Annotated in this window: 26 protein-coding genes; 13 read left to right on the plus strand and 13 right to left on the minus strand. The window is 57.0% G+C overall.

The window, feature by feature from the left end; translation table 11 throughout:
• Positions 1-71: 71 nt before the first annotated feature.
• Positions 72-1,715 (minus strand): CTP synthase, encoded by a 1,644-nt coding sequence (locus D9K61_RS20515; RefSeq protein WP_120635077.1) that lies wholly within the window; start codon positions 1,713-1,715, stop codon positions 72-74.
• Between the two features lie 159 nt (positions 1,716-1,874).
• Positions 1,875-2,240, minus strand: coding sequence for a preprotein translocase subunit SecG (secG, locus tag D9K61_RS20520; protein ID WP_120635078.1), 366 nt, complete (start codon positions 2,238-2,240; stop codon positions 1,875-1,877).
• A gap of 150 nt (positions 2,241-2,390) precedes the next feature.
• On the opposite strand from secG, the gene nthA reads away from it, so the two are divergent.
• The 5 genes from nthA to D9K61_RS20545 all read left to right on the plus strand — a co-directional run bounded on the left by nthA (position 2,391) and on the right by D9K61_RS20545 (position 5,752).
• Positions 2,391-3,005 (plus strand): nitrile hydratase subunit alpha, encoded by a 615-nt coding sequence (gene nthA / locus D9K61_RS20525; RefSeq protein WP_120635079.1) that lies wholly within the window; start codon positions 2,391-2,393, stop codon positions 3,003-3,005.
• Positions 3,002-3,676, plus strand: a complete 675-nt coding sequence (gene nthB / locus D9K61_RS20530) for a nitrile hydratase subunit beta (RefSeq protein ID WP_120635080.1) — start codon at positions 3,002-3,004, stop codon at positions 3,674-3,676. Before nthA ends, nthB begins: the two co-directional genes overlap by 4 nt.
• Positions 3,673-4,008, plus strand: coding sequence for a nitrile hydratase accessory protein (locus tag D9K61_RS20535; protein WP_120635081.1), 336 nt, complete (start codon positions 3,673-3,675; stop codon positions 4,006-4,008). Before nthB ends, D9K61_RS20535 begins: the two co-directional genes overlap by 4 nt.
• 212 nt (positions 4,009-4,220) lie before the next feature.
• Positions 4,221-5,516, plus strand: coding sequence for an adenylosuccinate synthase (locus D9K61_RS20540; protein ID WP_120635082.1), 1,296 nt, complete (start codon positions 4,221-4,223; stop codon positions 5,514-5,516).
• Positions 5,516-5,752: a DUF2842 domain-containing protein gene (locus D9K61_RS20545; RefSeq protein WP_120635083.1), complete on the plus strand. Its 237-nt coding sequence runs from the start codon at positions 5,516-5,518 to the stop codon at positions 5,750-5,752. The genes D9K61_RS20540 and D9K61_RS20545 overlap by 1 nt, the downstream gene beginning before the upstream one ends.
• A gap of 494 nt (positions 5,753-6,246) precedes the next feature.
• On the opposite strand, the gene D9K61_RS20550 is transcribed toward D9K61_RS20545, so the two are convergent.
• A complete protein-coding gene (locus tag D9K61_RS20550; protein WP_120635084.1) occupies positions 6,247-7,800 on the minus strand; it encodes a hypothetical protein in 1,554 nt (517 codons plus the stop codon).
• 122 nt (positions 7,801-7,922) lie between these two features.
• Here D9K61_RS20550 and D9K61_RS20555 point away from each other — a divergent pair, with 122 nt between their 5' ends.
• Positions 7,923-8,630: a thiamine diphosphokinase gene (locus D9K61_RS20555; RefSeq protein ID WP_120635085.1), complete on the plus strand. Its 708-nt coding sequence runs from the start codon at positions 7,923-7,925 to the stop codon at positions 8,628-8,630.
• On the opposite strand, the gene D9K61_RS20560 is transcribed toward D9K61_RS20555, so the two are convergent.
• From D9K61_RS20560 to D9K61_RS20570, 3 genes are read right to left on the minus strand one after another with little or no spacing between them, the layout of a single operon-like run.
• Entirely contained in the window at positions 8,575-9,489 is a 915-nt protein-coding gene (locus D9K61_RS20560; RefSeq protein ID WP_120635086.1) for a DMT family transporter, read from the minus strand. The two genes, D9K61_RS20555 and D9K61_RS20560, sit on opposite strands and share 56 nt — an antisense overlap.
• A gap of 50 nt (positions 9,490-9,539) precedes the next feature.
• On the minus strand, positions 9,540-10,913 hold the full coding sequence (locus tag D9K61_RS20565; protein ID WP_120635087.1) for an L-serine ammonia-lyase: 1,374 nt from the start codon (positions 10,911-10,913) through the stop codon (positions 9,540-9,542).
• Position 10,914: 1 nt separating this feature from the next.
• On the minus strand, positions 10,915-11,616 hold the full coding sequence (locus D9K61_RS20570) for a glutathione S-transferase family protein (RefSeq protein WP_120635088.1): 702 nt from the start codon (positions 11,614-11,616) through the stop codon (positions 10,915-10,917).
• A gap of 166 nt (positions 11,617-11,782) precedes the next feature.
• Here D9K61_RS20570 and rpiA point away from each other — a divergent pair, with 166 nt between their 5' ends.
• The 6 genes from rpiA to D9K61_RS20600 all read left to right on the plus strand — a co-directional run bounded on the left by rpiA (position 11,783) and on the right by D9K61_RS20600 (position 17,981).
• Positions 11,783-12,571, plus strand: a complete 789-nt coding sequence (gene rpiA / locus D9K61_RS20575; protein ID WP_120635089.1) for a ribose-5-phosphate isomerase RpiA — start codon at positions 11,783-11,785, stop codon at positions 12,569-12,571.
• 128 nt (positions 12,572-12,699) lie between these two features.
• Positions 12,700-14,058 (plus strand): glutathione-disulfide reductase, encoded by a 1,359-nt coding sequence (gene gor, locus D9K61_RS20580; protein ID WP_120635090.1) that lies wholly within the window; start codon positions 12,700-12,702, stop codon positions 14,056-14,058.
• A 72-nt stretch (positions 14,059-14,130) separates the two neighbouring features.
• Entirely contained in the window at positions 14,131-15,276 is a 1,146-nt protein-coding gene (hflK, locus tag D9K61_RS20585; RefSeq protein WP_120635623.1) for an FtsH protease activity modulator HflK, read from the plus strand.
• Positions 15,276-16,172 (plus strand): protease modulator HflC, encoded by an 897-nt coding sequence (hflC, locus tag D9K61_RS20590; protein ID WP_120635091.1) that lies wholly within the window; start codon positions 15,276-15,278, stop codon positions 16,170-16,172. Before hflK ends, hflC begins: the two co-directional genes overlap by 1 nt.
• Complete coding sequence (locus D9K61_RS20595; protein ID WP_120635092.1) at positions 16,172-16,366, plus strand: DUF2065 domain-containing protein; 195 nt, start codon at positions 16,172-16,174, stop codon at positions 16,364-16,366. Before hflC ends, D9K61_RS20595 begins: the two co-directional genes overlap by 1 nt.
• 175 nt (positions 16,367-16,541) lie before the next feature.
• Positions 16,542-17,981, plus strand: a complete 1,440-nt coding sequence (locus tag D9K61_RS20600; protein WP_120635093.1) for a Do family serine endopeptidase — start codon at positions 16,542-16,544, stop codon at positions 17,979-17,981.
• Positions 17,982-18,386: 405 nt separating this feature from the next.
• Here D9K61_RS20600 and D9K61_RS20605 read toward each other — a convergent pair whose 3' ends face one another.
• The 5 genes from D9K61_RS20605 to D9K61_RS20625 all read right to left on the minus strand — a co-directional run bounded on the left by D9K61_RS20605 (position 18,387) and on the right by D9K61_RS20625 (position 22,647).
• Complete coding sequence (locus D9K61_RS20605) at positions 18,387-19,055, minus strand: Crp/Fnr family transcriptional regulator (RefSeq protein ID WP_120635094.1); 669 nt, start codon at positions 19,053-19,055, stop codon at positions 18,387-18,389.
• A gap of 140 nt (positions 19,056-19,195) precedes the next feature.
• Entirely contained in the window at positions 19,196-19,801 is a 606-nt protein-coding gene (locus D9K61_RS20610; RefSeq protein WP_120635624.1) for an inner membrane-spanning protein YciB, read from the minus strand.
• Positions 19,802-19,817: 16 nt separating this feature from the next.
• Complete coding sequence (locus D9K61_RS20615; RefSeq protein ID WP_120635095.1) at positions 19,818-20,720, minus strand: EamA family transporter; 903 nt, start codon at positions 20,718-20,720, stop codon at positions 19,818-19,820.
• Between the two features lie 87 nt (positions 20,721-20,807).
• Positions 20,808-21,950 carry a signal recognition particle-docking protein FtsY gene (gene ftsY / locus D9K61_RS20620; RefSeq protein WP_120635096.1) on the minus strand — a complete coding sequence of 381 codons (1,143 nt, stop codon included), beginning with the start codon at positions 21,948-21,950 and terminating at the stop codon, positions 20,808-20,810.
• 58 nt (positions 21,951-22,008) lie between these two features.
• Positions 22,009-22,647, minus strand: coding sequence for a lysoplasmalogenase (locus tag D9K61_RS20625; RefSeq protein ID WP_120635625.1), 639 nt, complete (start codon positions 22,645-22,647; stop codon positions 22,009-22,011).
• Positions 22,648-22,808: 161 nt separating this feature from the next.
• Here D9K61_RS20625 and D9K61_RS20630 point away from each other — a divergent pair, with 161 nt between their 5' ends.
• Positions 22,809-23,189 (plus strand): hypothetical protein, encoded by a 381-nt coding sequence (locus D9K61_RS20630; protein ID WP_120635097.1) that lies wholly within the window; start codon positions 22,809-22,811, stop codon positions 23,187-23,189.
• A 7-nt stretch (positions 23,190-23,196) separates the two neighbouring features.
• On the opposite strand, the gene D9K61_RS20635 is transcribed toward D9K61_RS20630, so the two are convergent.
• A complete protein-coding gene (locus D9K61_RS20635; protein WP_120635098.1) occupies positions 23,197-23,838 on the minus strand; it encodes a glutathione S-transferase family protein in 642 nt (213 codons plus the stop codon).
• 3 nt (positions 23,839-23,841) lie between these two features.
• Complete coding sequence (gene xseA, locus D9K61_RS20640; protein WP_120635099.1) at positions 23,842-25,326, minus strand: exodeoxyribonuclease VII large subunit; 1,485 nt, start codon at positions 25,324-25,326, stop codon at positions 23,842-23,844.
• Positions 25,327-25,401: the final 75 nt, after the last annotated feature.

The raw sequence follows: 25,401 nt of genomic DNA on the forward strand, positions 1-25,401 counted from the left end.
AGTTATCCGTGTGACCGGCCATCAGGTACAGAAAATTTTACGCATTCTGTCACATTGCAGTGATTTCAGGCTTAGACCAGACGCGAGGTTTCCTTGGCAGCGCGTACGAAATCACGGAACAAAGGGTGCGGATCGAAAGGTTTGGATTTCAGTTCCGGATGGTACTGCACGCCGATGAACCACGGGTGATCTGACCATTCGACGATTTCGGGCAGGCGACCATCGGGCGACATGCCTGAAAAATTCAGGCCCGCTTTTTCTAACTGCTCGCGATACTTTATGTCGACTTCATAGCGGTGGCGGTGGCGTTCCTCGATGCTGGTGCCGCCATAAACCTCGGCTACTTTCGAGCCTTCGGCCAGAACCGCGTCATAGGCACCCAGACGCATGGTGCCACCTTTGTCATCACCGACCTTGCGTTCGACCTTGTGGTTGCCCTGCACCCATTCCTTGAGGTGGTAAACCACAGGTTCAAAACGCTTTTTACCGGCTTCATGGTCGAATTCTTCCGATCCCGCTTCGGCAATTCCTGCCACATTGCGGGCGGCTTCAATCACCGCCATCTGCATTCCCAGACAGATGCCGAGATAGGGCACCTTGTGTTCGCGCGCGTATTGCGCGGCTTTAATCTTGCCCTCGGTGCCGCGTTCGCCGAATCCGCCGGGCACGAGGATCGCATGGTAGCCCTCCAGATGTGGGGCGGCGTCTTCCGTGTCGAAAATCTCGGCATCGACCCATTCGACTTTGACACGGACGCGGTTCGCCATGCCGCCATGAGTCAGCGCTTCGGCAATCGACTTATAGGCGTCTTCCAACTGGGTGTATTTGCCCACAATGGCGACTTTGATCTGACCTTCGGCGTTGTGGATGCGGTCGCTGACGTCTTCCCATTTGGTCAGATCGGGCTTGGGGGCAGGGCTGATCCTAAACGCATCCAGAACCGCCTGATCCAGACCTTCGCGGTGATAGGCCAACGGGGCGTCATAGATGGTGCTGAGATCCTGCGCCGCGATCACCGAATCCGGGCGGACGTTACAAAATAGCGCCAGCTTTTCACGCTCCTTGGTCGGGATGGGACCTTCGGATCGGCAGACCAGAATGTCGGGGGCCAGACCGATGGACCGCAGCTCTTTCACCGAATGTTGGGTCGGCTTGGTTTTCAACTCACCCGAGGCCTTGATGTAGGGCAGCAGTGTCAGGTGCATAAACAGGCACTGGCCGCGCGGCTTGTCCTGGCTGAACTGGCGGATGGCCTCAAAGAAGGGCAGGCCCTCGATATCGCCGACGGTGCCGCCGATTTCACAGAGCATGAAATCAACTTCATCCTCGCCAATGGCGATGAAATCCTTGATCTCATTGGTGACATGCGGGATCACCTGAATGGTCTTGCCGAGGTAGTCGCCGCGGCGCTCTTTTTCGAGCACGTTGGAGTAAATCCGGCCTGAGCTGACCGAGTCGGTCTTGCGTGCAGCTACGCCGGTGAAGCGCTCGTAGTGGCCGAGGTCCAGATCGGTTTCAGCACCATCATCGGTGACGAACACTTCGCCATGTTCAAAGGGCGACATCGTTCCCGGATCGACGTTCAGATAAGGGTCCAGCTTGCGCAGACGCACCGAATATCCCCGGGCCTGCAAAAGCGCGCCAAGGGCCGCCGAAGCCAGCCCTTTGCCCAAGGACGAAACCACACCACCAGTGATGAAAATAAAACGCGCCATGTTTTTCGGCTGCTCCCGTGAGACGTCAAAATCAGCTGCCCGGCGGCTTGAAAAAACCGCTGCACCACGGGACTTCACATATAAAGGATTCGCGCGCGCAGCGCAAGAGAACCGCAAGATGCTGTTGCAGCTCTCTTTCAGATTTCTAGGTTTTGTGGCTTAGTCGGCCTGCGGGATCAGTGGCGCATTGTCACCCTGAGTGGGTGGCAATAGATCATCCGCCGACGGAACGGCCGGGGTGCTTTCTTCGGTCGATGCAGGTGCTGGAACGCCCAAACGGTCGATAACCGAGCTGCCCGAGGATTTCTGCGCTGCCAGAATCGTCAGAGTAATCGAAGTGACGATAAAGCACGCAGCCAGCACCCAGGTGACCTTGCCCAAAGCGGTCGCTGCCGACCGGCCCGCCATGGCACCGCCACCGCCGCCGCCCATGCCAAGGCCACCGCCTTCGGACCGCTGCATCAGAACAACGGCAATCAGGCCCAAGGCCAGGAGGAGATGGATGATGAGAACGACGTTTTCCATGGTGTTCCTGTGCGGCGTAGCGTGTATCGCGTGGTACTTATGCAAGTTTGTTGCTGGGGGCAAGGGACGAGTTGGCATCACGAGACGTGATATCTCATATCACGGCAAAGGGACTGGACAGCCAATTGATCCGTGACGCAAGTTGAGCCCATGCCACATGATGATCACGACCACCCGCACGCCCTGTTACCACCTGAACCTGCGCTTCGTGTCAAAGCGTTGGAAACGATTCTGACCCGCAAAGGATTGATCGATCCGGCTGCTCTGGATGAGATTATCGACACCTATCAAAACAAGATCGGTCCAAACAATGGGGCCCGAGTCGTTGCCAAGGCGTGGGCTGACTCGGCCTTCAAGCACGCTCTGCTGCAGGACGCGACCGCCGCCGTTGCGGATCTGGGGTACTACGGCCGACAGGGCGAACACATGGTCGTGGTCGAGAACACGCCCGAACAGCACAACATGGTCGTCTGCACCTTATGCAGCTGTTACCCGTGGCCGTTGCTGGGTATCCCGCCGGGGTGGTACAAATCTGATGCGTATCGCGCGCGCGCAGTGCGGGAACCTCGCAAGGTATTGTCCGAATTCGGCGTCAGTTTGCCCAAAGACACCTCGGTACGCGTATGGGATTCAACGGCTGAGATTCGCTATCTCGTTTTGCCGATACGCCCAGACGGAACCGAAGGGCTGAGCGAGGATGAACTGGCGGCTCTGGTTACCCGCGACAGTATGATAGGCACGGGATTACCCAAGGTGCGTTCATGACCCGGGTTCATGACATGGGTGGACGGTTCGGTGACGGAGCAATCCGCCCCGAATCCGAAGACGACCCGGTCTTTGCAGAGGATTGGCACGCGCGGGCGCTGGCCGTGACGCTGGCCTCGGGTTTCTTGGGGCAATGGAACATTGACGTCTCGCGCCACGCCCGGGAACGTTTGTCGCCCAAGGACTACACGCGGTTTTCTTACTATGAAAAGTGGATATCGGGCCTGGCCGACCTGCTGGTCGACAACGGCGTCCTGACACTGGATGATCTGCGAGATGCAAGTGAGGGTGACCACCCTTTGTCGGCCCGAATGTTGAAGGCCGACGCTGTAGCTGGCGCTCTGGCCAAAGGTGGACCGGCAGATCGCCCTTCAAACATTGCGATCAAATTCGAGATTGGTCAGGACGTCCGCACCGCACACCCAACTGCAAATCGGCTGGTGGACGGAGGTCACACTCGGTTGCCGATTTATGCCGCAGGTGCCAAGGGGCGCGTTCTCAGGCTGCACGGCACCCATGTTCTGCCGGATTCAAACGCACACGGGCTGGGCGAAGCGCCCGAGCCACTCTATGCGGTTGTGTTTCCGGCATCCGAACTCTGGGCAGACCCGGAACACCCAAATGACGAAGTTGTGCTGGACCTGTGGCAGAGCTATCTGGAACCGCTATGACCGACTGTGAGACGCATAGCGCGCCCGAACCAGTGTTTGCCGAACCCTGGCACGCACAGGTCTTTGCTGTGACAGTGGCGCTGAACGAAGCCGGGCGGTTCACGTGGTCAGATTGGGCGGTACGATTCTCGGACACCCTAAAGCGTCATGGCTTGAACAAAGATCTGGATGGCGGTGACGACTACTTCCACGCTTGGCTCGAAACCCTCGAACGCTTGTTGGCAGACCAAGGCGAAGCCGCACCGGAAGATGTTCAGAGCCTGCAAAGAGCCTGGGAAGTTGCCTACCTGACGACACCGCACGGCCAGCCCGTTCGAATATCATTCACGTAGAGGGGGCGCTGCCCCCGCCACCCGTTCCGGGCGCCTCCCCCGGGATACTTGGGGCCAGATGAACAAGGGGGCCATCTTCATCTGGCTAAAATATCCCCGCCGGAGGCAGCGCGCGCAGCGCGATTGCGGGCTGCGTCGAATTACCGGTTTCCCTGCCGCCTGCGCCCGGCTATATGACCCGAGTTTGATAACTCAGCGCAAAAGGACCGGATATGGCCAATGTGGTTGTTGTCGGCGCCCAGTGGGGTGACGAAGGAAAAGGCAAGATCGTCGACTGGCTCAGCGAGCGAGCAGATGTGATCGCGCGTTTTCAGGGCGGGCACAATGCCGGTCATACACTGGTCATCGATGGTGAAGTCTACAAGCTGAATGCTCTGCCTTCAGGCGTAGTGCGCGGTGGCAAACTGAGCGTGATTGGAAACGGGGTTGTTCTCGACCCCTGGCATCTGGTGGGCGAGATTGCTTCGATCCGTGAACAAGGCGTCGAGATCACGCCCGAGACGCTGATGATTGCCGAGAACACGCCGTTGATTCTGCCCATTCATGGTGAGTTGGATCGTGCGCGCGAGGAAGCCGCGAGCAAAGGAACCAAGATCGGAACCACTGGTCGTGGTATTGGACCCGCTTATGAAGACAAAGTTGGTCGCCGTTCCGTTCGTGTTGCCGACCTTGCTGACGAAGCGACACTTGAGGCGCGTGTTGATCGGGCGCTACAGCACCATGATCCTCTCCGCAAAGGGTTGGGGATTGAGGCGGTTGATCGCGATGCGCTGGTTGCCCAGTTGAAAGAAATTGCGCCACAGATCCTTCCTTTTGCCGCTCCCGTTTGGAAAGTTCTGAACGAGAAACGCAAGGCTGGCAAACGTATCCTGTTTGAGGGTGCTCAGGGCGCGTTGCTGGATATCGACTTTGGAACTTATCCGTTTGTGACGTCGTCGAACGTGATTGCTGGGCAGGCCGCGACCGGGGTTGGCATTGGTCCGGGCTCGGTGGATTTTGTCTTGGGTATTGTAAAAGCCTACACCACGCGCGTGGGTGAGGGGCCGTTCCCGACCGAACTGGATGATGAAGACGGGCTGCGCCTGGGAACCCGTGGACACGAATTTGGCACGGTCACTGGTCGAAAGCGCCGCTGTGGTTGGTTTGACGCCTGCCTGGTGCGCCAAACCTGCGCCACCAGTGGTGTGAACGGGATTTCATTGACCAAGCTGGATGTCCTGGACGGCTTTGAGACACTTAAGATTTGCGTGGCTTATGAGCTGGACGGTGAACGTCTGGGCTATTTGCCGACCGCCGCGGATCAACAGGCGCGTTGCAAACCCATTTACGAAGAAATGCCGGGTTGGAGCGAATCCACAGAAGGCGCACGCAGTTGGGCGGAACTTCCCGCCAACGCGATCAAATATGTGCGTCGGGTCGAAGAACTGATCGAATGCCCCGTCGCACTTCTGTCAACCAGCCCGGAACGGGACGACACCATTCTGGTGACCGACCCATTTGCCGACTGATGAGTGGTGAGGGCAAACCCGGTCTCAGCTATAAGGCGCGTCGCCGTTGGTCGCTGGTGGTCCTTTTGGTTGGGCTGCCGCTGTATATCGTGGCGGTGGTAACAGTATTGAACTGGCTGGACCGTCCACCGATCTGGTTGGAGTTGCTGGTTTATATCGTTCTGGGCATACTTTGGGCTTTGCCATTTAAATTTGTGTTTCGGGGCGTCGGTAAAGAAGACCCAGATCAACCCTGAAACACTCTCGGACTGCTGCCTGAAACCGACCCACTTGACACTTTGTCCGAGTATCAGCGCTTTGGCGTGATCGGATCCGGGAAGCTCTAGTCACGAACAGCTCTGGTTTGAACATGACGGCGCTTGTCATGTCGGGATTTGTTGCTGGTGCCACGCCGCCAAGTGACTTGGAATACACCGTCGCACCCTATGTGTAGGGACCGGATTCTCGAACGTCGTTGGATATCGGACGGACTCCACCGGTTGATGGCAGTACATCCATCTTCAACATATTGAACAGCGCCTGTCTGATTGCTGGTGGGAATCACACATCTAAGTGTGCATTTCAAAGAGGGCGGGAACGTTATCGATCTGATTCTAACCGGCCCTCAAGTCGCTCTGGCATTTCAGCACCCAAGTTGCAATTCGTGCATCTCTCGGCGGCAACAGAGTTACGCAAAAAACAAAGCGCCGAGAGGAACTCTCGGCGCTTGTGGTCAATTTCCGTGAGTGTGTTAGCCCGCAGCGCGGGCATCGTCTGGGCGGAACCCAATCAGATGTGAAGCCGCGAAACGTCCGCCACCCGCCTTTTGGATTTTGCCGTCGCGCAAGAGCTGACCAAAAGAACGCAGGCTTTCTTCGCGATCAAACTCATCTTGTTTAAACGACCGCACCTTGTTCATCAGCTGCGGGCGTGAAAACTGTTCCTGACCTTCAATGAAGGACAGGTATGCAGCCGCAGCTTCAAGAAGATCCGGCAGGGACTGTGCCTCTTGTTCGCGGGCGAACTGGGCAAAGCCGCCTTCTTCTTCGACTGTATCTTCCAACTGTGTGCTTACGCGGCGCGGCGAAATCGGGCCAGCCTCTTCCGTCTGATCATTAATACGCTGTTCTGCAACGAGCTTGAGGGGCGCGGCGCTATCGTATTCTGGTCGCGCACTGGTCGTATTGGTATCCGGACGGCGGGGGCTGACCACCGAGGCGAGATCGCCGCGATAGTCCTGATCCTGTGATTTTCGTCCGGCGTCACCTTCATCCTTGCGCTCGGCTTCGGTTGCGGCAACTGCTGTGCGCAAGTGCGAATAGGTCTCGCGCTTGTTGTTGTTGGCCGGGTCGTCCATCTGAGCCCCGGCTTCTTCCATCAGGCGAAAGACGTCTTGATCTGGGTCGGCCTTTTCAGCCAACTCGATGCTTGCCGGATCCGAAAGCTCTGCTTCGACTTCCGAAATCTCGTCCAGCAGGTCAGCTTCGTCCTCGGCGGTGATGATGCCTTCGGGGGTCTGACTCGGCGTTTCTTCCCGCTGGCTTCCCACTTCCTCATCGCTCAGGATGTTGAGTATGCCGTCATCTTCCAATTCAGCCTCGGACGTTTCGTCGAGGTCCGAAAAGAGAATTTCGTCAACTTGAGGCTGTTCGTCCTGCTCCGCCTCGATCACCGGTTGGGGGTCTTTCACTGAAAACGGGCTTTGGACACTTGCCGGCTGCGCGGGCGATAAATCTTCTGAACTCAGCGCACCTGCTTCGAAAGCGGCGGTAAGTGCGTCGGCCGGTGCCTCTTTGCTTCTCAGCAACGAGGTGTCTTCATCTTCGGTATAGCCCTGGGGGTTCGCATCCGAATGTGAGACAACGGCGCGGATGCGTTGCAACTTGGATGCTATGCTATCGGCAGGTGGGGCCGGTGCGTCAGTTGGTCGTTCCGTTTTGGCGATATCGGGTTCTGCCCGTGTTTCAGGGACTGGCGTTCCAATCATGTTAAGCTCGGTGGATTGTTGGGTCGGTTCTTCAGAGACAGCCGCAGTTGGGGCCGCAGCGGCTTCTGTGGCGCGCAGCACAAGACCGGTTTCGCTTTGACTAGCTGCGATCTGCTGGGCGGGATTGCGCTGCGCGATGCGATTTAACATCTCCGCATCTGGCTGGGGCGGTTCTGAACCAAAATATCGGTCATCCGCTGCGAGTTCACGAAAGTAATCGGCAATGGCTTTCAAGGTTTCAAAGGAATCATCAAATCCTTCTAATGTGCAGGAAAAGGCCCCATAAGAAACGGTTAATACCTTGTTGTTCTGTACCATCAGACACACGTCCTCTACAAACTACGAACCAACTTGCCCAGGGTCCGGGCACACCTGTTGGCTTAAAACTTTTTGTATGAACCTATCATTTTGTGGTCTCAATGTGTCCAAATCCGGGAAATATGGTCAATCTTAGAAAAAATGGGACAATTGTACGTTCAAATGGCCCAATTGGGTTGTTTGGAGGGGGGCGGATTGGGCCGGATGACCTGAATCTGGTGCTAAATCGCGTCACGTCGGTCGTTGCGGCGGATGGCGGTGCGGCTGTTTTGGTAGATTCGGGCCGGCTACCGGATGCCGTCATCGGCGATTTTGATTCGTTAGGGGACAAATTCAAAGACAAGATACCTGCGAACCGCTTGTTTCTCATACAGGAACAAGACAGCACGGATTTCGACAAAGCTCTTCGCAACGTGCAGGCACCCTTGATTCTGGGGGCGGGATTTTTGGGCGGGCGTCTGGATCACCAGATGGCGGTGCTCAACACTTTGATCAGGTATCAGGATCAAGCATGCATATTGATAGGCGAACACGAGGTGGTCTTTCACGCGCCGCCTAAGATTTCGCTGGCAATCGCTCCTGGTGACATCGTTTCTTTGTTCCCGCTTGCGCGGGTGACCGGCCGCAGCAAAGGGTTGGAGTGGCCCATCGAGGGTTTGGTTTTCGAACCGGATGGGCAAGCGGGCACATCTAACCGCGCCTTGTCCGATGTCGAGCTGCACATGGATGGGCCGGGCCTGTTGGTCATGATGCCCCGCGCGGCGCTGGATCAGGTCATGCAGGCGTTTCTGTCGGGGCAGACCGGGCTGTGGCCCGCTCGCGTAGAATAACGTAGAGCCCGGCGAGGATGGTGATGAAAATTCCAAGAGCGGCAAGCCCGTCGGGGAGATCGTTAAAGATCATCCAACCAATGAGGGTTGCAACCGGGATTTCCAGATACTGCATGGGGGCCAAAGTGGCCGAAGGCGCGTAGCGCAACGACCAGGTCATCAGCAGATGCGCAATGGTGCCCAGAATGCCAATGCCCAACAGCAGCCAATGAGAATTGCCAGTTGGCACGATTACCGAGATCTCCCAGATATCAGCACGCGTTCCGATCAATAGCACCGGCAGCAACAGGATTGTCGCGAATACACCAGACACGGCCTGCAAGGAAACCGGATCGGTTTCCTTTGCGATCTGCCGCGTGACCAACATGAAAAGCGCAAAAACCACTGCGACGATCAAGGGCAGTAACGCAGGCGCGCCGACTTCGGCAAAGCTGGGTTGGATGACCAGCAGCGTACCAGCAAACCCAACGATACAGGCGATCAGGCGCCGGGCGCCAACTTCTTCGCCCAGCACGTATTTCCCCAACAGCAGCATGATAAACGGCATCACAAATGCGATCGCGACGGCATCCGCAAGCGGCAGAAACTTCAGGGCACTGAACATTGCCGTAATCCCAACGATATGCAGCACGGTACGGATCAATGTCAGTCGTAGAATACGCCCGCGCATCCGCCAGGGGCGGCCGGTGGCGGCGATCAATGGAATCAGGATCAACGCCTGAATCGCGAAACGCACCAGCACCAACAGGCCCAATGGCGTGGTTTCCCCCAACAGTTTGGCCATCGCATCCCCAAGGGGCGCGAGCACACAAAAACCAAGCATCAGAATGATGCCAAAGACGGGGCGATCCTGGGTCATGCCCGGCACGCTAGGTCAAGCCATGCCGGGGGGGAAGAGCAAAACGCCGCTCAGCAGTTGGGAACGTTTACCGCGAGACCACCAAGAGAGGTTTCCTTGTACTTCTCATGCATGTCGTGGCCGGTCTGCCGCATGGTTTCGATCACCGCGTCCAAAGGCACAAAATGTTGACCATCGCCACGCAAGGCCAGCGACGCAGCCGAAACGGCCTTGATCGCGCCAAGCCCATTGCGTTCGATACAGGGCACCTGAACAAGGCCGGCCACCGGGTCACACGTCATTCCGAGGTGATGTTCCAATGCGATCTCGGCCGCATTTTCCACCTGTTCCGGAGTTCCGCCCATCACTGCACACAGACCCGCGGCGGCCATGGCAGACGCGCTGCCAACTTCGGCCTGGCAACCGGCCTCGGCCCCCGAGATCGAGGCATTGTATTTTACCAGCCCCCCAATGGCGGCTGCGGTCAGAAGGAAATCTTCGATATGGCTTTCTGATGCGCCGGGGACATGATCCAGGTGGTAGCGCAAAACAGCAGGCAACACGCCTGCCGCGCCATTGGTCGGTGCCGTCACGACCTGACCACCGGCGGCGTTTTCTTCGTTCACGGCCATGGCATAAACGCTCATCCAGTCGTTGATGGTGTGTGGCGCTGTCAGGTTCATGCCCCGCTCAGCCATCAGGGCATCGTAAATACCCTTTGCACGACGGCGCACACTCAGACCTCCGGGTAGAATGCCATCCGTAGATAGCCCGCGTTCGATGCAGTCGTTCATCACTTGCCACAGACGGGCCGACCCTTTGGCAAAGCTGTTTGCACACCCGCGCGCGATTTCATTGTCGCGTTTCATATGGGCGATGCTTTTGCCGCTGGACTTAGACATCTCTAACATCTCGGCGGCAGATTTGAAGGGAAACGGAACCGGCGCTCCTTCGTCAGTCGCTTTGCCTTCAGCCAGTTCTTCCTCGGTCATCACAAAGCCGCCACCGATCGAATAGTACACCTGACGCAATATGACGTCGCCTTGTGCGTCAGTCGCCATCAGGATCATACCATTGGCGTGACCGGGCAGGTTGTTGTCATAGTCAAAGATAAGATCGGCCTTGGGATCGAAATTGAGTGTCGGCAACCCTTCTGGCGTAACGGTATGGGTCTCGGAGATCGCTGCCAATGCGGCCTCGGCCTTGGTGTTATTATAGGTGTCCGGCACAAATCCGGCCAGTCCCAGGATCGTCGCCCGATCTGTCGCATGGCCGACGCCGGTAAAGGCCAGCGAGCCATGCAGCGAACCGCGAAGACCCGCGAATTCAAATGGCGAGGCGCGCATCATATCAAGGAACCGCGCAGCGGCGACCATCGGCCCCATGGTGTGCGACGAGGATGGGCCAATGCCCACTTTGAACATATCAAAGACAGAGAGAAACATGTCAGATAGCTGAGCCTTCAGGAGGAGTGGCGTGAGTTGGGGATGTGAACGGTGTGACCCCGAGACCTTCAGCCGCAATGGCTGCACGTGTTGCAGGGCGGGTTTCAAGTTGCATCAGGATCCTCTGCAGATAGGGCGTGTCGGCCAGTTGATACCAGCTGCGATCCGTTCGCGCTGGATAAATAGCCATCCACCGCATCATGCAGGCCAGGTAATAGGTCAGGATCGATGGGTGATCTGCATGCAGCCATTCGGGTGATTGTTTTGCCACCGTATCCAGCGCGTTCAGGTGTCGACGCAGGCGAGGGCGAATTCCGGCGCGCAGTTCCGCTGCCTGCGCAGATTCAATGTACTGGTCCGCGTAAAACAGGATGCGCAGATCTGCATGCAGCGTGTTTGACGCAAAGAACAGCCATTTCAAGAGATCGCCTCGCTCCGGGCTGGCTGCAGATGGCGCAAGTTGGTTGTGCGTATCAGCCAGCCACAACAGAATCGCGGATGTCTCAAAAATGGGGCCGTGCGGTGTCTCGAGAACCGGAATCAAACCGTTCGGGTTCAGCGCGCGATAGGCCATGCTTTCCTGTTCGTTTCGGCTGCGATCGACAAGCACTGTTTCATAGGGCAGGTCCATTTCTTCCAATACCAGCCGGATCACCAGCGAGGCGTTGTCAGGAGCATAGTGGAGGCGATACGGCGTCGTCATGCTGTCTACTTATAGCGCTACGTGGAAACAGGAAGACTTGATTGCGACGTTTCCGATAGGAAACGCGTATTTTTGCGACATGATTCGTAAGCGCTTATGCGATTTCGGGCTCGCAGTCGTTTAACGCCTTCCGTATAAGATCGACAGAAAACAAAGGATAGCTGCCATGACCGGAGAACTGTCGCCCATCGATATGGCAAAATACGTTGCAGCGCGCCGTGCAGCCGACATGGTTGAAGACGGTATGCGAGTCGGTTTGGGGACCGGATCCACCGCCGCCTGGCTGGTGCGCCGCTTGGGCGAAAGGGTTCAGCGAGAAAACTTGCGGATCAAGGGCGTTCCGACCTCGACGCGTACAGCTCAGTTGGCCCGCGAGGTTGGTATCGAGGTGGTCTCACTGGATCAGGCCGGTTGGCTGGATCTGACCATTGACGGAGCGGACGAGTTTGACGGCGATCTGAACCTGATCAAGGGCGGCGGCGGTGCGCATTTGCAGGAAAAGATTGTGGCCACCGCCAGCGATCAGATGATCGTGATTGCGGATGCGGGCAAAGAGGTCGAGACACTGGGCGCATTCCCGCTGCCGGTTGAGGTGATCCCTTTTGGGTGGCAAACCACACGCACTCTGATCGAAGAAGCGCTGGACACACTGGACGTGCTTGGCACTTCGGCCGCGCTGCGCATGAATGGTGAGGCGCCATTTGTGACGGATGAGGGTAATCATATTCTTGACCTGCATCTGCAACGCATTGGCAACGCCCGGCAAATGGCCTTGGTGCTGAATCAGGTGCCGGGTGTGGTTGAAAATGGCTTGTTCATCGACATATGCGACAAGGTTGTTATCGGGCATGGCGATGGGCGGGTCGAGCTGCGCGACATCAACGAAGGCACAATCGAGCTGGATCAATTGGCCGAAGGGTCCGGCGAAAACCTGTTCTCTGATTTGTCGGACTGAGCCATTTGATGTGTTGTCGCGCAAACGTCAGAAGAAAAGCAGATGTTTCCTATCCAAAGGGGTTGGCAGGCGACTTTATGCGCCCAGATATCCAGAGAATTCTTGCAAGTTGAGCGAAGGAACCCGGCATGAGCTTTGACTATGATCTATTCGTCATCGGTGGTGGCTCGGGCGGGGTCCGCGCGGCGCGCGTCGCGGCTGGCGAAACCGGCGCCAAAGTGGCGTTGGCCGAAGAGGATCGCTATGGCGGAACCTGCGTCATTCGGGGCTGCGTTCCGAAGAAGCTGATGGTTTTTGCCAGCGAGTTCGCAGACACCGTCGGTGATGCGCAAGCTTATGGTTGGGACATTCAACCCGGTGCCTTCAATTGGGAAACGTTCCGCGACAAGCTGCATGCCGAGCTGGATCGGTTGGAAGGTATCTATCGCGGTATCCTTAAGAACAACGGTGTCGAAAGCTTTGATCAACGCGCCCATCTGGTGGATGCGCACACGGTGGAACTGGCCGATGGTACGCGCAAAACGGCCAAGCATATTCTGGTGGCCACAGGCGGTCGTCCGGTTGTGCCACAGTTTCCGGGGTCAGAGCTGGCGATTACGTCGAATGAGATCTTCCATTTGGAAAAGCTGCCCGAGACGATGCTGATTGTCGGCGGCGGATACATCGCTTGCGAATTTGCGGGCATCATGAATGGGCTTGGCGTCAAGACCACTCAGTTCTATCGCGGTGCGCAGATTCTGCGTGGCTTCGATGACGAGGCGCGCGGGCTGATCAGCGAAGAAATGTGCCAGAACGGGATCGATGTTCATCTGGGCACAAACGTGCTTGAGATGAAAAAGCAGGGCGACAAGATCTGGGTCAAGGCGACTAACGGGTCGGAACAACTGTTTGACACGGTTATGTACGCGACGGGCCGTGCGCCGAATGCCGATGATCTGGGGCTTGAAGCTTTGGGTGTCGAGCGAGGGCGCAAAGGTGAGATTGTCGTCGATGACTACAGCCAGACAGCAGTTCCTTCGATCTTCGCCATTGGCGATGTCACCGACCGGGTCAATCTGACGCCGGTTGCGATCCGCGAAGGGATGGCTTTTGTCGAAACCGTGTTTAAAGGCAACCCTACGCCGGTAGATCATGAGCTTATCCCAACAGCGATCTTTACCCAGCCGGAAATGGGTACGGTTGGTCTGAGCGAAGAGCAAGCGGCCGAGCAGGAACCGATCGAGGTGTATGCCACGTCGTTCAAACCAATGCAGAAAGCATTTGCCGGTGGAACACAGCGTGTTTTGATGAAACTGATTGTCAGCCAGGCGACACGAAAGGTGCTAGGCTGTCACATCGTCGCGCCGGGCGCAGGTGAGATGATTCAGTTGGCAGGTATTGCCGTAAAGATGGGCGCAACCAAGGAAGATTTTGACCGCACGGTCGCGGTTCACCCGGTCATGGCCGAGGAACTGGTGACAATGCGGCAACCTGTGCGCACTGCTTGATTTGCAAGCACGCGCACACAAGTTACAAGGGACCCCGTGATCACACGGGCCAACACGAAGGAAATGATAAACATGGCGGGCAACAGCGGTGGCCCCTGGGGGGGCGGAGGCTCCTCGGGTGGCGGAGGAAATCGGGGTAACAACGGGGACGGGCGCAAGCCCCCCGAAAGCGACGGCCCGCAGATCCCCGAGATCGACGAGTTGATGAAAAAAGGCCAGGAGCAGCTGCGTGTCCTCATGGGTGGACGTGGCGGCGGTGGCCGCGGGTCGAATGGTAAGGGCGGCGGCGGTGGCGGCCCCATCTTCACCAAAGGCACTATTGCTATTGGTCTGGTGGTCGCGGCTGGCCTGTGGGCGGCGGCAAGCTTTTACACGGTCAAGCCGGAAGAACAGTCCGTTGAGTTGTTTCTGGGCGAATTCTCGGCTGTAGGTAACCCTGGTTTGAACTTTGCGCCTTGGCCGCTGGTAACCGCCGAGGTCATTCCGGTGACCCGCGAACAGAACGAAGACATGGGCGGTGCTCGCGGCAGCGATGACGGTCTGATGTTGACCGGCGACGAAAACGTGGTCGATATCGACTATCAGGTTGTCTGGAACATCAACGACCCCGCCAAGTACCTGTTTAACTTGCGGGATCCCAAGCAAACCATTCAGGCCGTATCGGAATCCGCCATGCGTGAGATCATTGCGCAATCAGAGTTGGCTCCGATTCTGAACCGGGACAGGGGTGTTATTGCGGATCGTTTGCAGGAGCTGATCCAATCAACGATGGACAGCTATAACTCTGGTGTGAACATCGTGCGGGTGAACTTCGACAAGGCCGACCCACCGCAAGATGTGATTGCCGCGTTCCGCGACGTTCAGGCCGCCGCGCAGGAGCGGGACCGGTTGCAGAATGTTGCTGACGCCTATGCGAACCGGGTTCTCGCCGAGGCACGTGGTGAAGCTGCGCAAATTCTGGAAGAATCTGAAGGGTATCGTGCCCAACAAATCAACAGTGCACAGGGTGAGGCCAGCCGTTTTAGCGCGGTGCTGGAAGAATATTCCAAAGCGCCGGATGTCACCCGTAAGCGTCTTTATCTTGAACGGATGGAACAAGTTCTGGGCGACGTGGATAAGATCATTCTGGACCAGAACTCAGGCGGGCAAGGGCAGGGTGTGGTACCCTATCTGCCGCTCAACGAGCTGCGTCGTAGCCCTGCCGCGGAGAGCAACTGATGCGTAAATCACCTATTATCCTGATCCTCGTTTTCATTCTGGCGGTTGCGGGCCTGTCCTCGATCTTTATCGTGGACGAACGCGAACGCGCGCTGGTTCTGCAATTTGGTCGCGTCGTTGCAGTCAAGGAAGACCCCGGTCTGGCCTTCAAAATCCCTGTTATTCAAGAAGTTGTCCGTTACGACGACCGTATCTTATCCATCGATGTTCAGCCGCTTGAGGTTACACCTTTGGATGACCGCCGTCTGGTGGTTGATGCGTTTGCACGCTATCGGATTTCCGATCTTGAACAGTTCCGTCAGGCGGTTGGTGTCGGTGGTATTCCGGTTGCCGAAGATCGTCTGGACCGGATCCTGCGCGCCGAAACACGTGAAGTTCTGGGTTCGGTATCGTCCCGCGATATCCTCAGCTCGGATCGTGCCGCGTTGATGCTGCGTATCCGCAACAGCGCAATTGCCGAAGCGCAGGCGCTGGGCGTCAGTGTGATTGACGTTCGCTTGAAGGCCACTGATCTGCCGCAAGCCAACCTCGAAGCAACGTTTGATCGGATGAAAGCCGAACGGGAACGGGAAGCCACCGACGAACGCGCCCGCGGTAACGAGGCTGCGCAGCGTGTGCGCGCACAAGCCGACCGTACCGTGGTGGAACTGGTATCCGATGCGCGCCGCGAGGCCGAGATCATCCGCGGTGAGGCCGACGCCGAGCGCAACGCCATCTTTGCTGAAGCATACGGCGCGGACCCGGAGTTTTTTGAATTCTATCGCTCACTGACAGCATATGAGAATGCGCTGCAGGGCGGAAACAGCTCGTTGATACTGAGCCCGGATTCAGAATTCTTCAACTACCTCAGCTCTCCCACCGGACGGCGAGCTCCGGCTGCTGCGGCAACCGAGTAATGGGTCTGATCCTTCTGGCCTTCGGGTTGGTATTGATAGTCGAGGGGCTGGCCTATGCGCTGGCCCCTTCTCTTATTGAGCGCATGTTAGAGGCGCTCCGGGCCCTGCCGGAACCAGCCCGTCGCCTGATGGGGCTGCTTTGTGTGGTCAGCGGGTTTGTCCTTTTGTGGGGCGCGTATCAGTTGGGATTTTGATCTGGTGATGTCACGTGCTGGTGATTTCCCCCCGTTCCCGAGTTGCGGGCAGACCCAAACTGACTACATTGGTAACAAATACCGACATATCCGTCGGAATAGTTTGTCGACAAGGAGACCCCAAGTGCAGGCAAAAGCGCGCAGTGTGTCCGTCCGTTGGGACGATGTTAGTGTTATGATGCGGCTGATGTGGCTGGCCTTTGCCAGCATGCTGCTGGTTTTGGCGCAGACGATGGCTGCGCATGCGCGTGGAGAAAGCCTGGCGCCGCTGGCTGAACAGATCAGCCCTGCGGTCGTGAACATCACCACATCCACCCTGATCGAAGGGCAGACGGGCCCACAGGGCATCGTCCCTGAAGGGTCACCATTCGAAGACTTCTTCCGCGATTTCCAGGATCGCAACGGCGATGACGAAAACCGTCCCCGCCGCAGCAATGCGCTGGGGTCGGGTTTCGTGATTTCCGAAGACGGCTATATTGTCACAAACAATCACGTCATCGCCGAAGCAGATGAAATCCTTGTGGAATTCTTCCCAGGCGATGGTCAGCCCAAAAAAGAACTGCCCGCCAAAGTCATCGGTACTGACGAGAAAACCGACATCGCGCTTCTTAAGGTCGAGGCATCTGGTCCCCTGAAATACGTGATCTTCGGCGACAGCGACAACGCTCGGGTTGGCGATTGGGTCATTGCAATGGGCAATCCGCTGGGGCAAGGTTTTTCGGTTTCGGCGGGGATTGTTTCGGCTCGAAATAGGGCGCTTAGCGGATCGTATGACGACTACATTCAGACCGACGCAGCGATCAATCGGGGCAACTCAGGCGGGCCGTTGTTTGACATGGACGGGCAGGTCATCGGTGTAAACACTGCGATCCTGTCGCCCAATGGCGGCTCTATCGGTATCGGATTCTCAATGGCTTCCAACGTTGTGATCAAGGTCGTGGACCAACTCCGTGAATTCGGCGAAACGCGCCGCGGTTGGCTGGGCGTCCGCATTCAGGACGTCACAGAGGACATGGCCGAAGCGATGGGGCTGGACAAGCCCGGTGGGGCGTTGATTAGTGATGTACCCGAAGGACCGGCGAAAGAGGCTGGCCTCAAAGCAGGTGACGTGATTCTCAGTTTTGATGGTGTCGAAGTTGAAGATACACGCGGCCTTGTGCGTCAGGTTGGCGAAACCACAGTGGGTAAATCCGTGCGGGTCGTTGTTCAGCGCGACGGCAGCACACAGACCATTTTGGTTACGCTTGGACGCCGTGAAGATGCTGAAAGCAGCGAAACCGACGAGGAAGAAACACCTGACGCCGAGGATGGCGAAAACGCTGATATCCTGGGTCTGACCATTTCACCGCTTACAGACAAATTCCGGGAAGATCTGGGTCTCGACGCTGATGCAGAAGGGCTGGTTGTCGCCGATGTGGATGAGGCGTCCGAGGCTTATGCCAAGGGGCTTCGCGCGGGAGACCTGATCACAGAAGCTGGTCAGCAAAAGGTCGAAACAATCGAAGATCTCGAAGGACGGATGGAGGAGGCCCGCGTAGCTGGGCGCAAATCCCTGTTGCTATTGGTGCGCCGAGGCGGTGATCCGCGCTTTGTTGCACTGAGCCTGGAAGAATAAACTAGAAGAGCCCATGTATCTAGGGCTACGCCTACAGGTGGCTACAAAGATGACCGTTAAGGAGGCTCTTTTTGGGCCTCCTTTCTTTTTCAAGGCTTGGCTTTGGTCAATCGGCGCTGACGCACCGCATACCAAGTGTTTAGTTCGCGAACTGAATGTCGGGAAACAAAACGCTTCTTAGAAAAATGGAAATGCCATACTTGGCCAACATCCTCCTGAAACAACGCAAGCCATCGGTGATGACAATGTCGAGAAAGAAAATGAGCCACATGCCCGTGGGCATATGGCTCAGATACAGGGAGAGGTCAGTGGACAGATATCGGGGATGATTCTCTGACCTCCTACGGTAACAAATCCAAACTAGCTCAAGTTTTAATCTTGGTATGTGAAGCAGTTCACACCGGGCTAGATTAGATCGGAATCGGCCAGCTCTTGCAGAGCATCGAAATCCTGTATCAGCAGACCGCCCCGGGACGCTTCGACGACATTGTCGCGCTTCCACGTTGCAATTGTTTTGGAAACGGCTTCGCGTGTTGCCCCGACAAACTCGGCCAATTCGCTTTGCGACAACGTAATCCGTTCTGTCGGATCGTCCTGGAGGCCCGACAAATGCAAGAGTTTCCGCGCCAGTCGTATCGGCATCGGAAGAAAGACCTGCTCGTTCAACTGCGAGCCCATCCACCGCATCCTCAGGCCGGCCAAGCGGACCATATCCACTGCGAGATCAGGGTGTCGGCGGATTTGGTTCATGACGTCGCTGCGACGGACGCGCAAAACGCGCGAGGGTTCTGCAGCCGCGACAGTGGCCGTGCGGGGACCGCTGTCGAACAAAGCAATCTCGCCAAACACTTCGCCGGGGCGCATCAGTGTCAGTGTCAGTTTTCTGCCGCTCATGGCGAGAAATGAAACTTCAAGCGTGCCGTCCAGAATGGCGTACAGCGCGTCGCCTTCGTCGTCTTGTTCGAACAGGACCTCGCCCTGAGCCAAAGAAATTTCGGATGCTTGGTCAGCAAGCATGTCTCTCAGCCCGTCGGATGCTTCGGACAGGAATCCGCTGGTTGGGAAGGCCGTCATTCGGGCACAAGTCTCCGGAATTGGAAGGTGAGTGGTGGCCTAAGATTTCACAGCTTGTGCATTAAGCCAAGGTTTTTTGTCTGATTTTTATCAGTCTGCGGTCTATTGCCGGTGCAATCAGCCAGTCTGGTCCATTTTGGTTACTGGTGGTCGGGATCGTCCATGAAGTTTTGCAGCAGATTGAATTGCAGCATCAGGAAAACCATCAATGCGAGGGGGAACCCAAAAGTTTCGATCTTGACCCACAGATCAGTGGACAACGTCCTCCAGACCAATTCGTTTGCGACCGCCAATACGACGAAACAGGCGCAGAGGCGACGGGTCAGGATCATCCAGCCTTCATGGCGCATGGGCAGCATCTCGTCCAGCACGTAGGCCAGATAGGATTTCTTCTGTAGCAGCCCGATGCCTAGAATCAGCGCGAAAAAACCGTAAACCAGTGTCGTCTTCATCTTGAAGAATCGCTCGTCATTGAACCACGCTGTGAGGCCGCCAAAGAAAATTACCATGAACGCGGTGAAGATCTGCATTCGACTAAGCTTGCCGGTCAGAAACCAGAGAATACCCATCGCGCCCAACATCAGGGGAACAAAAATAATCGTCGCAACGATAAAGCCAGAATACTCGGTATTGCCGAATTGAAAGCTGTCATCACGCAAGCGCAAGTAGATGAAAAAGAACGCAAGGGGCGGGCCCAGTTCCAGAGCTTGCTTTAGAAACGGATTGATTTCTTTTTTGTCGGTCATGATGTCGTCCTGCTGCTTACCCGCCCATTTCAACTATTACAGCGCCGAGTGCAATCAATGCCATCAACGCAATGCGCCTTGGACCAACCGTTTCTTTCAGAACCAGCCACCCGATCAAGGCTGCGAATACGGTTGACGTCTCGCGTAGCACCGCAGCTTCCCCGACTTTGTCCAGACGTGTGGCCAGCATGATCGCTCCGAAAGACAGCGGAGCAATGATGCCTCCAACCAATCCGCGCAACATTAGCGGTCCGATGGTCGGGCGATGGATCATGGCGCGCCACCTGAGGAACGCGTAGATCGGCATAGTTGCCCCATCTATCATGAAGAACCAGGCCAGGAAGGTGAACGGATCAGCCGTGGCGCGGATGCCGTAGGCATCATACGTGGTGTAAATCGCAACGAACAAACCTGTGGCCAGTGCCAATGCCAGCGCAATTCCCAGCGTGTCGCGGTTGGTTTCAAGAAACCGGAGGTTATAAGCGGCCAAGCCGAAAATGCCTACCAACAAGACCGCTACGCCGAACCATTGCAGACCGGTGAAGGTTTCACCGAACAACAAATAGGCTCCGATAACCGTGAACAGCGGACCGGTTCCGCGGACGACCGGATAGACGACAGTGTAAGAGCCCTTGGTATAGGCCATGGCCTGAAGTGTTTTGTAAGCGATGTGGATCAGCCAAACCGTTGCAAAGATCGGCCACATATAGGGTTCCGGCCATGGCACTACAAAGAAAGCAAAAGGCGCGGCTATAAGACAATAGCAGGCGTCGATTGCGCCACGTGACAGCCACGGGTCATGGCGGCCCTTTTGCAGGGCTCCGAATACGGCGTGCAAGAAGGCTGCCATCAACGCGAGGCCGAGGGCGAGTTGGTGGCCTGCCTCCGTACCTTCCAGTGAGATCAGCCAGTCACTCAAGTCTCAGAGCTTTCGCAAGTACAGAGGCCGGGGGTTGCCTGCCCCCCAGACCCCCCGAGGATATTTGAGGCCAGATGAAGATTTGGATCAGCTCTGTTCCAGGCCCGTTAGGGCGGCGGCAAATTCTTCCGGGTCGAAGGGGGCCAGGTCGTCGATCTGCTCACCCACTCCTATGGCATGGATGGGCAGGCCGAACTTGTCGGCCAGCGCCACCAGCACACCACCCTTGGCCGTGCCGTCCAGCTTGGTCATGACAAGGCCCGAGACATCGGCCAGATTGCGGAAGGTTTCGACCTGGTTCAGCGCGTTCTGACCGGTGGTTGCATCCAGCACCAGCAGGGTATTATGCGGGGCGGTTTCGTCGACTTTACGAATGACTCGGACGATTTTTGCCAATTCTTCCATCAGGTCAGCGCGGTTTTGCAAACGGCCAGCGGTGTCGATCATTAGCAAGTCTGCGCCGTCTTCCTGCGCTTTGGTCAAGGCATCGAAGGCAAGCGATGCAGGGTCAGACCCCTCGGGTGCCGTCAGTACAGGAACGCCAGCACGATCACCCCAAACCTGCAGCTGTTCTACCGCTGCTGCGCGGAACGTGTCGCCAGCCGCAATGACTACTTTTTTGCCGGCCGATTTGAATTGGCTGGCCAGCTTGCCGATGGTGGTGGTTTTGCCTGAGCCGTTAACACCGACGACCAAGACCACCTGGGGGCGTTTCGGGTAAATCGGCAGGGGTCTCGCGACAGGCTCCATGACACGAGAGACTTCCTGCGCCAGCAACTGTTGGATTTCACGTGTTGAAAGTTTGCGACCATAGCGCCCCTCGGCCATGTTGGCGGTGACGCGCAGGGCTGTGTCGACGCCCATGTCGGATGCGATCAGCAGCTCCTCAAGCTGTTCCAGCATGTCATCGTCCAATGTGCGCCGAACTTCGGTGCGGGTGTCGCCACGGCTAAACAGGCGACCCAATACGCCTTTGGAGCTTGGCACCTCGGGCGGTGGCGCTGCGGGGGTCGGATCAGCGGGCATAGGAGAGGGCGTTTCAGCTGGCTGTGGAACAGGCGCGGGTTCCGGGACTTCCGGGACGGGTTGCGGTTCCGGCTCGGGTTCCGGGATGATCGGATCCGGGGTGGCGGTTTCCTCGCCGCCTTCCTCGACAATCGCATCAAGCCCTTCTTCAAGGCGCGATGAGGATTTGAACAGCTTGTCCTTCAGCTTTGAGAAAAACGCCATATTTGGTCTCCGCAGGTGTTCCCCTCACCTAATGCGGATTGGCGGCAGTTGCAAAGGGTCACGAAAAGGCGATCAGAAAACCGGCTTGTGCGCCCCAATAAAGCGGCCAGACCATATAGGGCGTGAGCCTCAGGGACGGATGTTCTGCAGGCAGTAGAAACTTCTCGGTCGCCAGGATCAGATCCGATGCAATGAAGGCTATGGCGGCCGGCAAAGCCCATCGCAGCGCACCGGTTTCAGGCAAGGTCAGAACCGCTACGCCCATCCCGAGGATGATCGGGATGTACGCCAATACCGGCCCTTTCAAATCCCCAGCGCGTGGTGCAAGCAATGTCGCCATTACAATCCCAAGAATGATCAGCGACCAGAAGATTGCAGGGGATGCAAGGATCAGCGCTGGATCGCTTTCGGGATGGGTCAAGAACAAAGCGATATAGGCCAGATGCCCGGCGGCGAAGGCTCCGATTCCGGCCATGAAGGTTGTCTCGGTCTCGCGCGACAACAAGGCGTCACCCACGGCACACAGAGTCAAAGCAAGAACCAGCATCCAGGGGGTCGACAGCATCAGAGCGATCAATGCGAGTATGGCGACGGACGATGTTTTCAGAACCGTGCGAATAGGGCTGGCTGCGCGTGCTGTAATGGCCAGATACGCCAAGGCGCATCCGAACGCGGCCCAGAATAGGATTGTCGTCATGTCACGTCCCGGATGAATAATGTTCGCGGCCATGTCACTTCGGTTCCGGTTCGGGCGCAAGCAGTGACGTCGAGGCACGCGGATGAGACGATCCAGATGCCAAAGCTTCTATAGCGTGGGCGCACGGCATCTGACAAAATGCGGGCATGTTGAGATGTCTGATGATTCCGTTGGTGTTTTTGAGCAATGCAGCCGCCGCGCAGTCACCGTTGTCGGGCTCAGAATTTGACAGTTATACCCGCGGTAAGACCCTCTATTATGGCAATGGTGGTCAAGTTTATGGGGTTGAGCGTTATTTACCCAATAAGCGGGTTATCTGGTCTTTTCTTGATGGCAAGTGCCGGGAAGGCATCTGGTATCAGCAGGGCGAACAAATCTGCTTTATCTATGAGGATCGCCTGGACCCTCAGTGTTGGGTGTTTACGCAGTCAGGCGGTGGCCTGATCGCCCAGTTCGAGGGCGATCCGCAAGCAATAGAACTGTATGAGGCAGACGACTTAGGAGAGGATATGGTCTGTTATGGGCCAGAGGTCGGGGTCTGACGCCGGATCAGGTCACTTTAAGGTCGTCATAGCTGATCATGACATGTTCCTGGAATGCCCGTCGTTGGCTCAGATCGTCGTAGTATCGGCGGATATGTTTCAGAGGTGCGCGTGGAATTCCAATATCGTAATAGCGGAAAAGTATATGGCCAAGTTGAATATCAGCCAAAGTCAGGTCGGGCCCGGAAATGAATTGGCTTTGTGCCAGTTTCGAATCTGCAATTGTCAGTCTGCTTTCGAGTGCGCTGGCAGCGGCTGAAATGGCCGTCTCGTCCCGAGCTGACGGAGCCGTGCGCATAACGCGCCAAAACACCGGTACCGTGAACGTCATTGCGACATTGATTTTCGCCCATTCAGCCCACATATCGACCTCAGCCCGCTGAACAGGGTCTTGCGGCCAGAACGTACCTTCTCCGTATTGAGCGGCAAGGTAACGCAGGATCGCCCCGGTTTCCCAAATCGGTGGGGTGTCGCCGTCCTGTAAAACGGGGATTGTTTGGTTTGGGTTCAATTGTTTGAACGTATCAATGTCCAAACCACCGAAGTGATGTCCCAAATCATGGCGTCGATAAGGAAGGTCAAGTTCACCAACACACCACATCAGGGCCTGAACATTCGATGAAGTTTTGCGGCCCCAGATGGTCAGCATGGTTTAGAACAACGATCCCTGATCGGGGGTGTCCTGCTTGGATTTCTTGACGGGTGCTTTGCCTGTCGCACCGGTATTCAGACGACCATCGGAGAATTCGATTTCCAGCACCGAATGCTCTGCGGCTTGTGACTTGGACGTGATAACCTCGCCATCGGCATGGATAACGGCATAGCCACGCTCTAGCGTTGCCTTGTAGCTGAGTGTTTCGCGCAGGCGGTCCGTTGCCTCAAGCTGCTGACGGACGCGGTCCAACCGCGTCATTTGGGCGGTGTTGAGCCGTTCGTTCAAACGGGACAGTTTTTCGCCACGAGTTTCGAGTTCACGTTGGATCGGTCGTAACGACAGGCGTGAAGACAGATTGCGCCAGCGGTCGCGTCGTGTTTCGACCAGCCCTCGCAATGTCGAAGGACGAAGGTGCGCAGACGTATCCAGCAGTTTAACCCGGCGATTTTGCACACCGCGGATCAGGGCATTGGGGAGCCGTTCCGAAATCTGGTCTAACCGCTGTCTGGGGGTGTCCAGCAGCGTCTCGGCCCGGGGCAGAGCACGTGACAGATCGCGCAGGCGCTGGGCCCGCCGTTGGACAGCGTCGCTGGCAGCCCGTGACAGGCGCGCGCCTTGTTCGCCAGTCCAGGCCAGCAGTTCCATGCGCACCGGTACCGCCAGTTCGGCCGCCGCCGTGGGCGTGGGCGCGCGACGATCCGAAACAAAATCGATCAGCGTTGTGTCCGTCTCGTGCCCGACGGCCGAGATCAGCGGGATGTCGGACGCAGCCGTGGCACGGGCCACGGTTTCTTCGTTGAACCCCCAGAGGTCTTCGATTGATCCGCCACCACGCGCAACAATGATCAGGTCGGGGCGGGGCAGCGCGCCACCGGGTGTGAACTGGTTGAACCCGGTTATGGCCTTCGCGACTTCGGGTGCACAATTCGAACCCTGAACGGCCACAGGCCAGATCAACACCTTGCGAGGGAAGCGATCACGCAGGCGATGCAGGATATCCCGGATCACCGCACCCGACGGCGAAGTCACAACGCCGATGACTTGCGGCAGATAGGGCAGGGGCTTTTTGCGTTCCTGCGCAAACAGACCTTCGGCCTCGAGCTGTTTTTTGCGCTTTTCCAGCAAGGCCATCAACGCGCCTTGCCCGGCGACTGTGACCTCGTCGACATTCAGGTTGTATTTCGACTGCGCGCCAAACGCGGTCAGGCGACCGGTTACTACAACTTCCAGCCCTTCTTCGGGAACAACAGACAGGCTGGAAACCTGTCCTTTCCAGGTCGTGCAGGCCAGTACGTTCCGATCATCCTTTACGTCGTAGTACAGATGCCCCGACCGTGCTTTGAAGACGCGCCCAACCTCGCCCCGCACGCGGATTCGCCCGAACGAGCCTTCGAGCGTGCGTTTCACCTCGCCCGAGATTTCCGAGACGGTGTATTCGGGTGTGTTTTGGCCCGGAACCGGGTCGTCAAGCAGGTCGGACATTTCAGCGCCTTGTGTCAAATGCGTGCCCAGCTTAGAACGCCCGGAAGGCAAGGCCAAGCAGATCGGAGCGCATTC

Source organism: Ruegeria sp. EL01, assembly GCF_900313035.1.
In the GTDB taxonomy this organism is placed as follows: Bacteria; Pseudomonadota; Alphaproteobacteria; order Rhodobacterales; family Rhodobacteraceae; genus Ruegeria.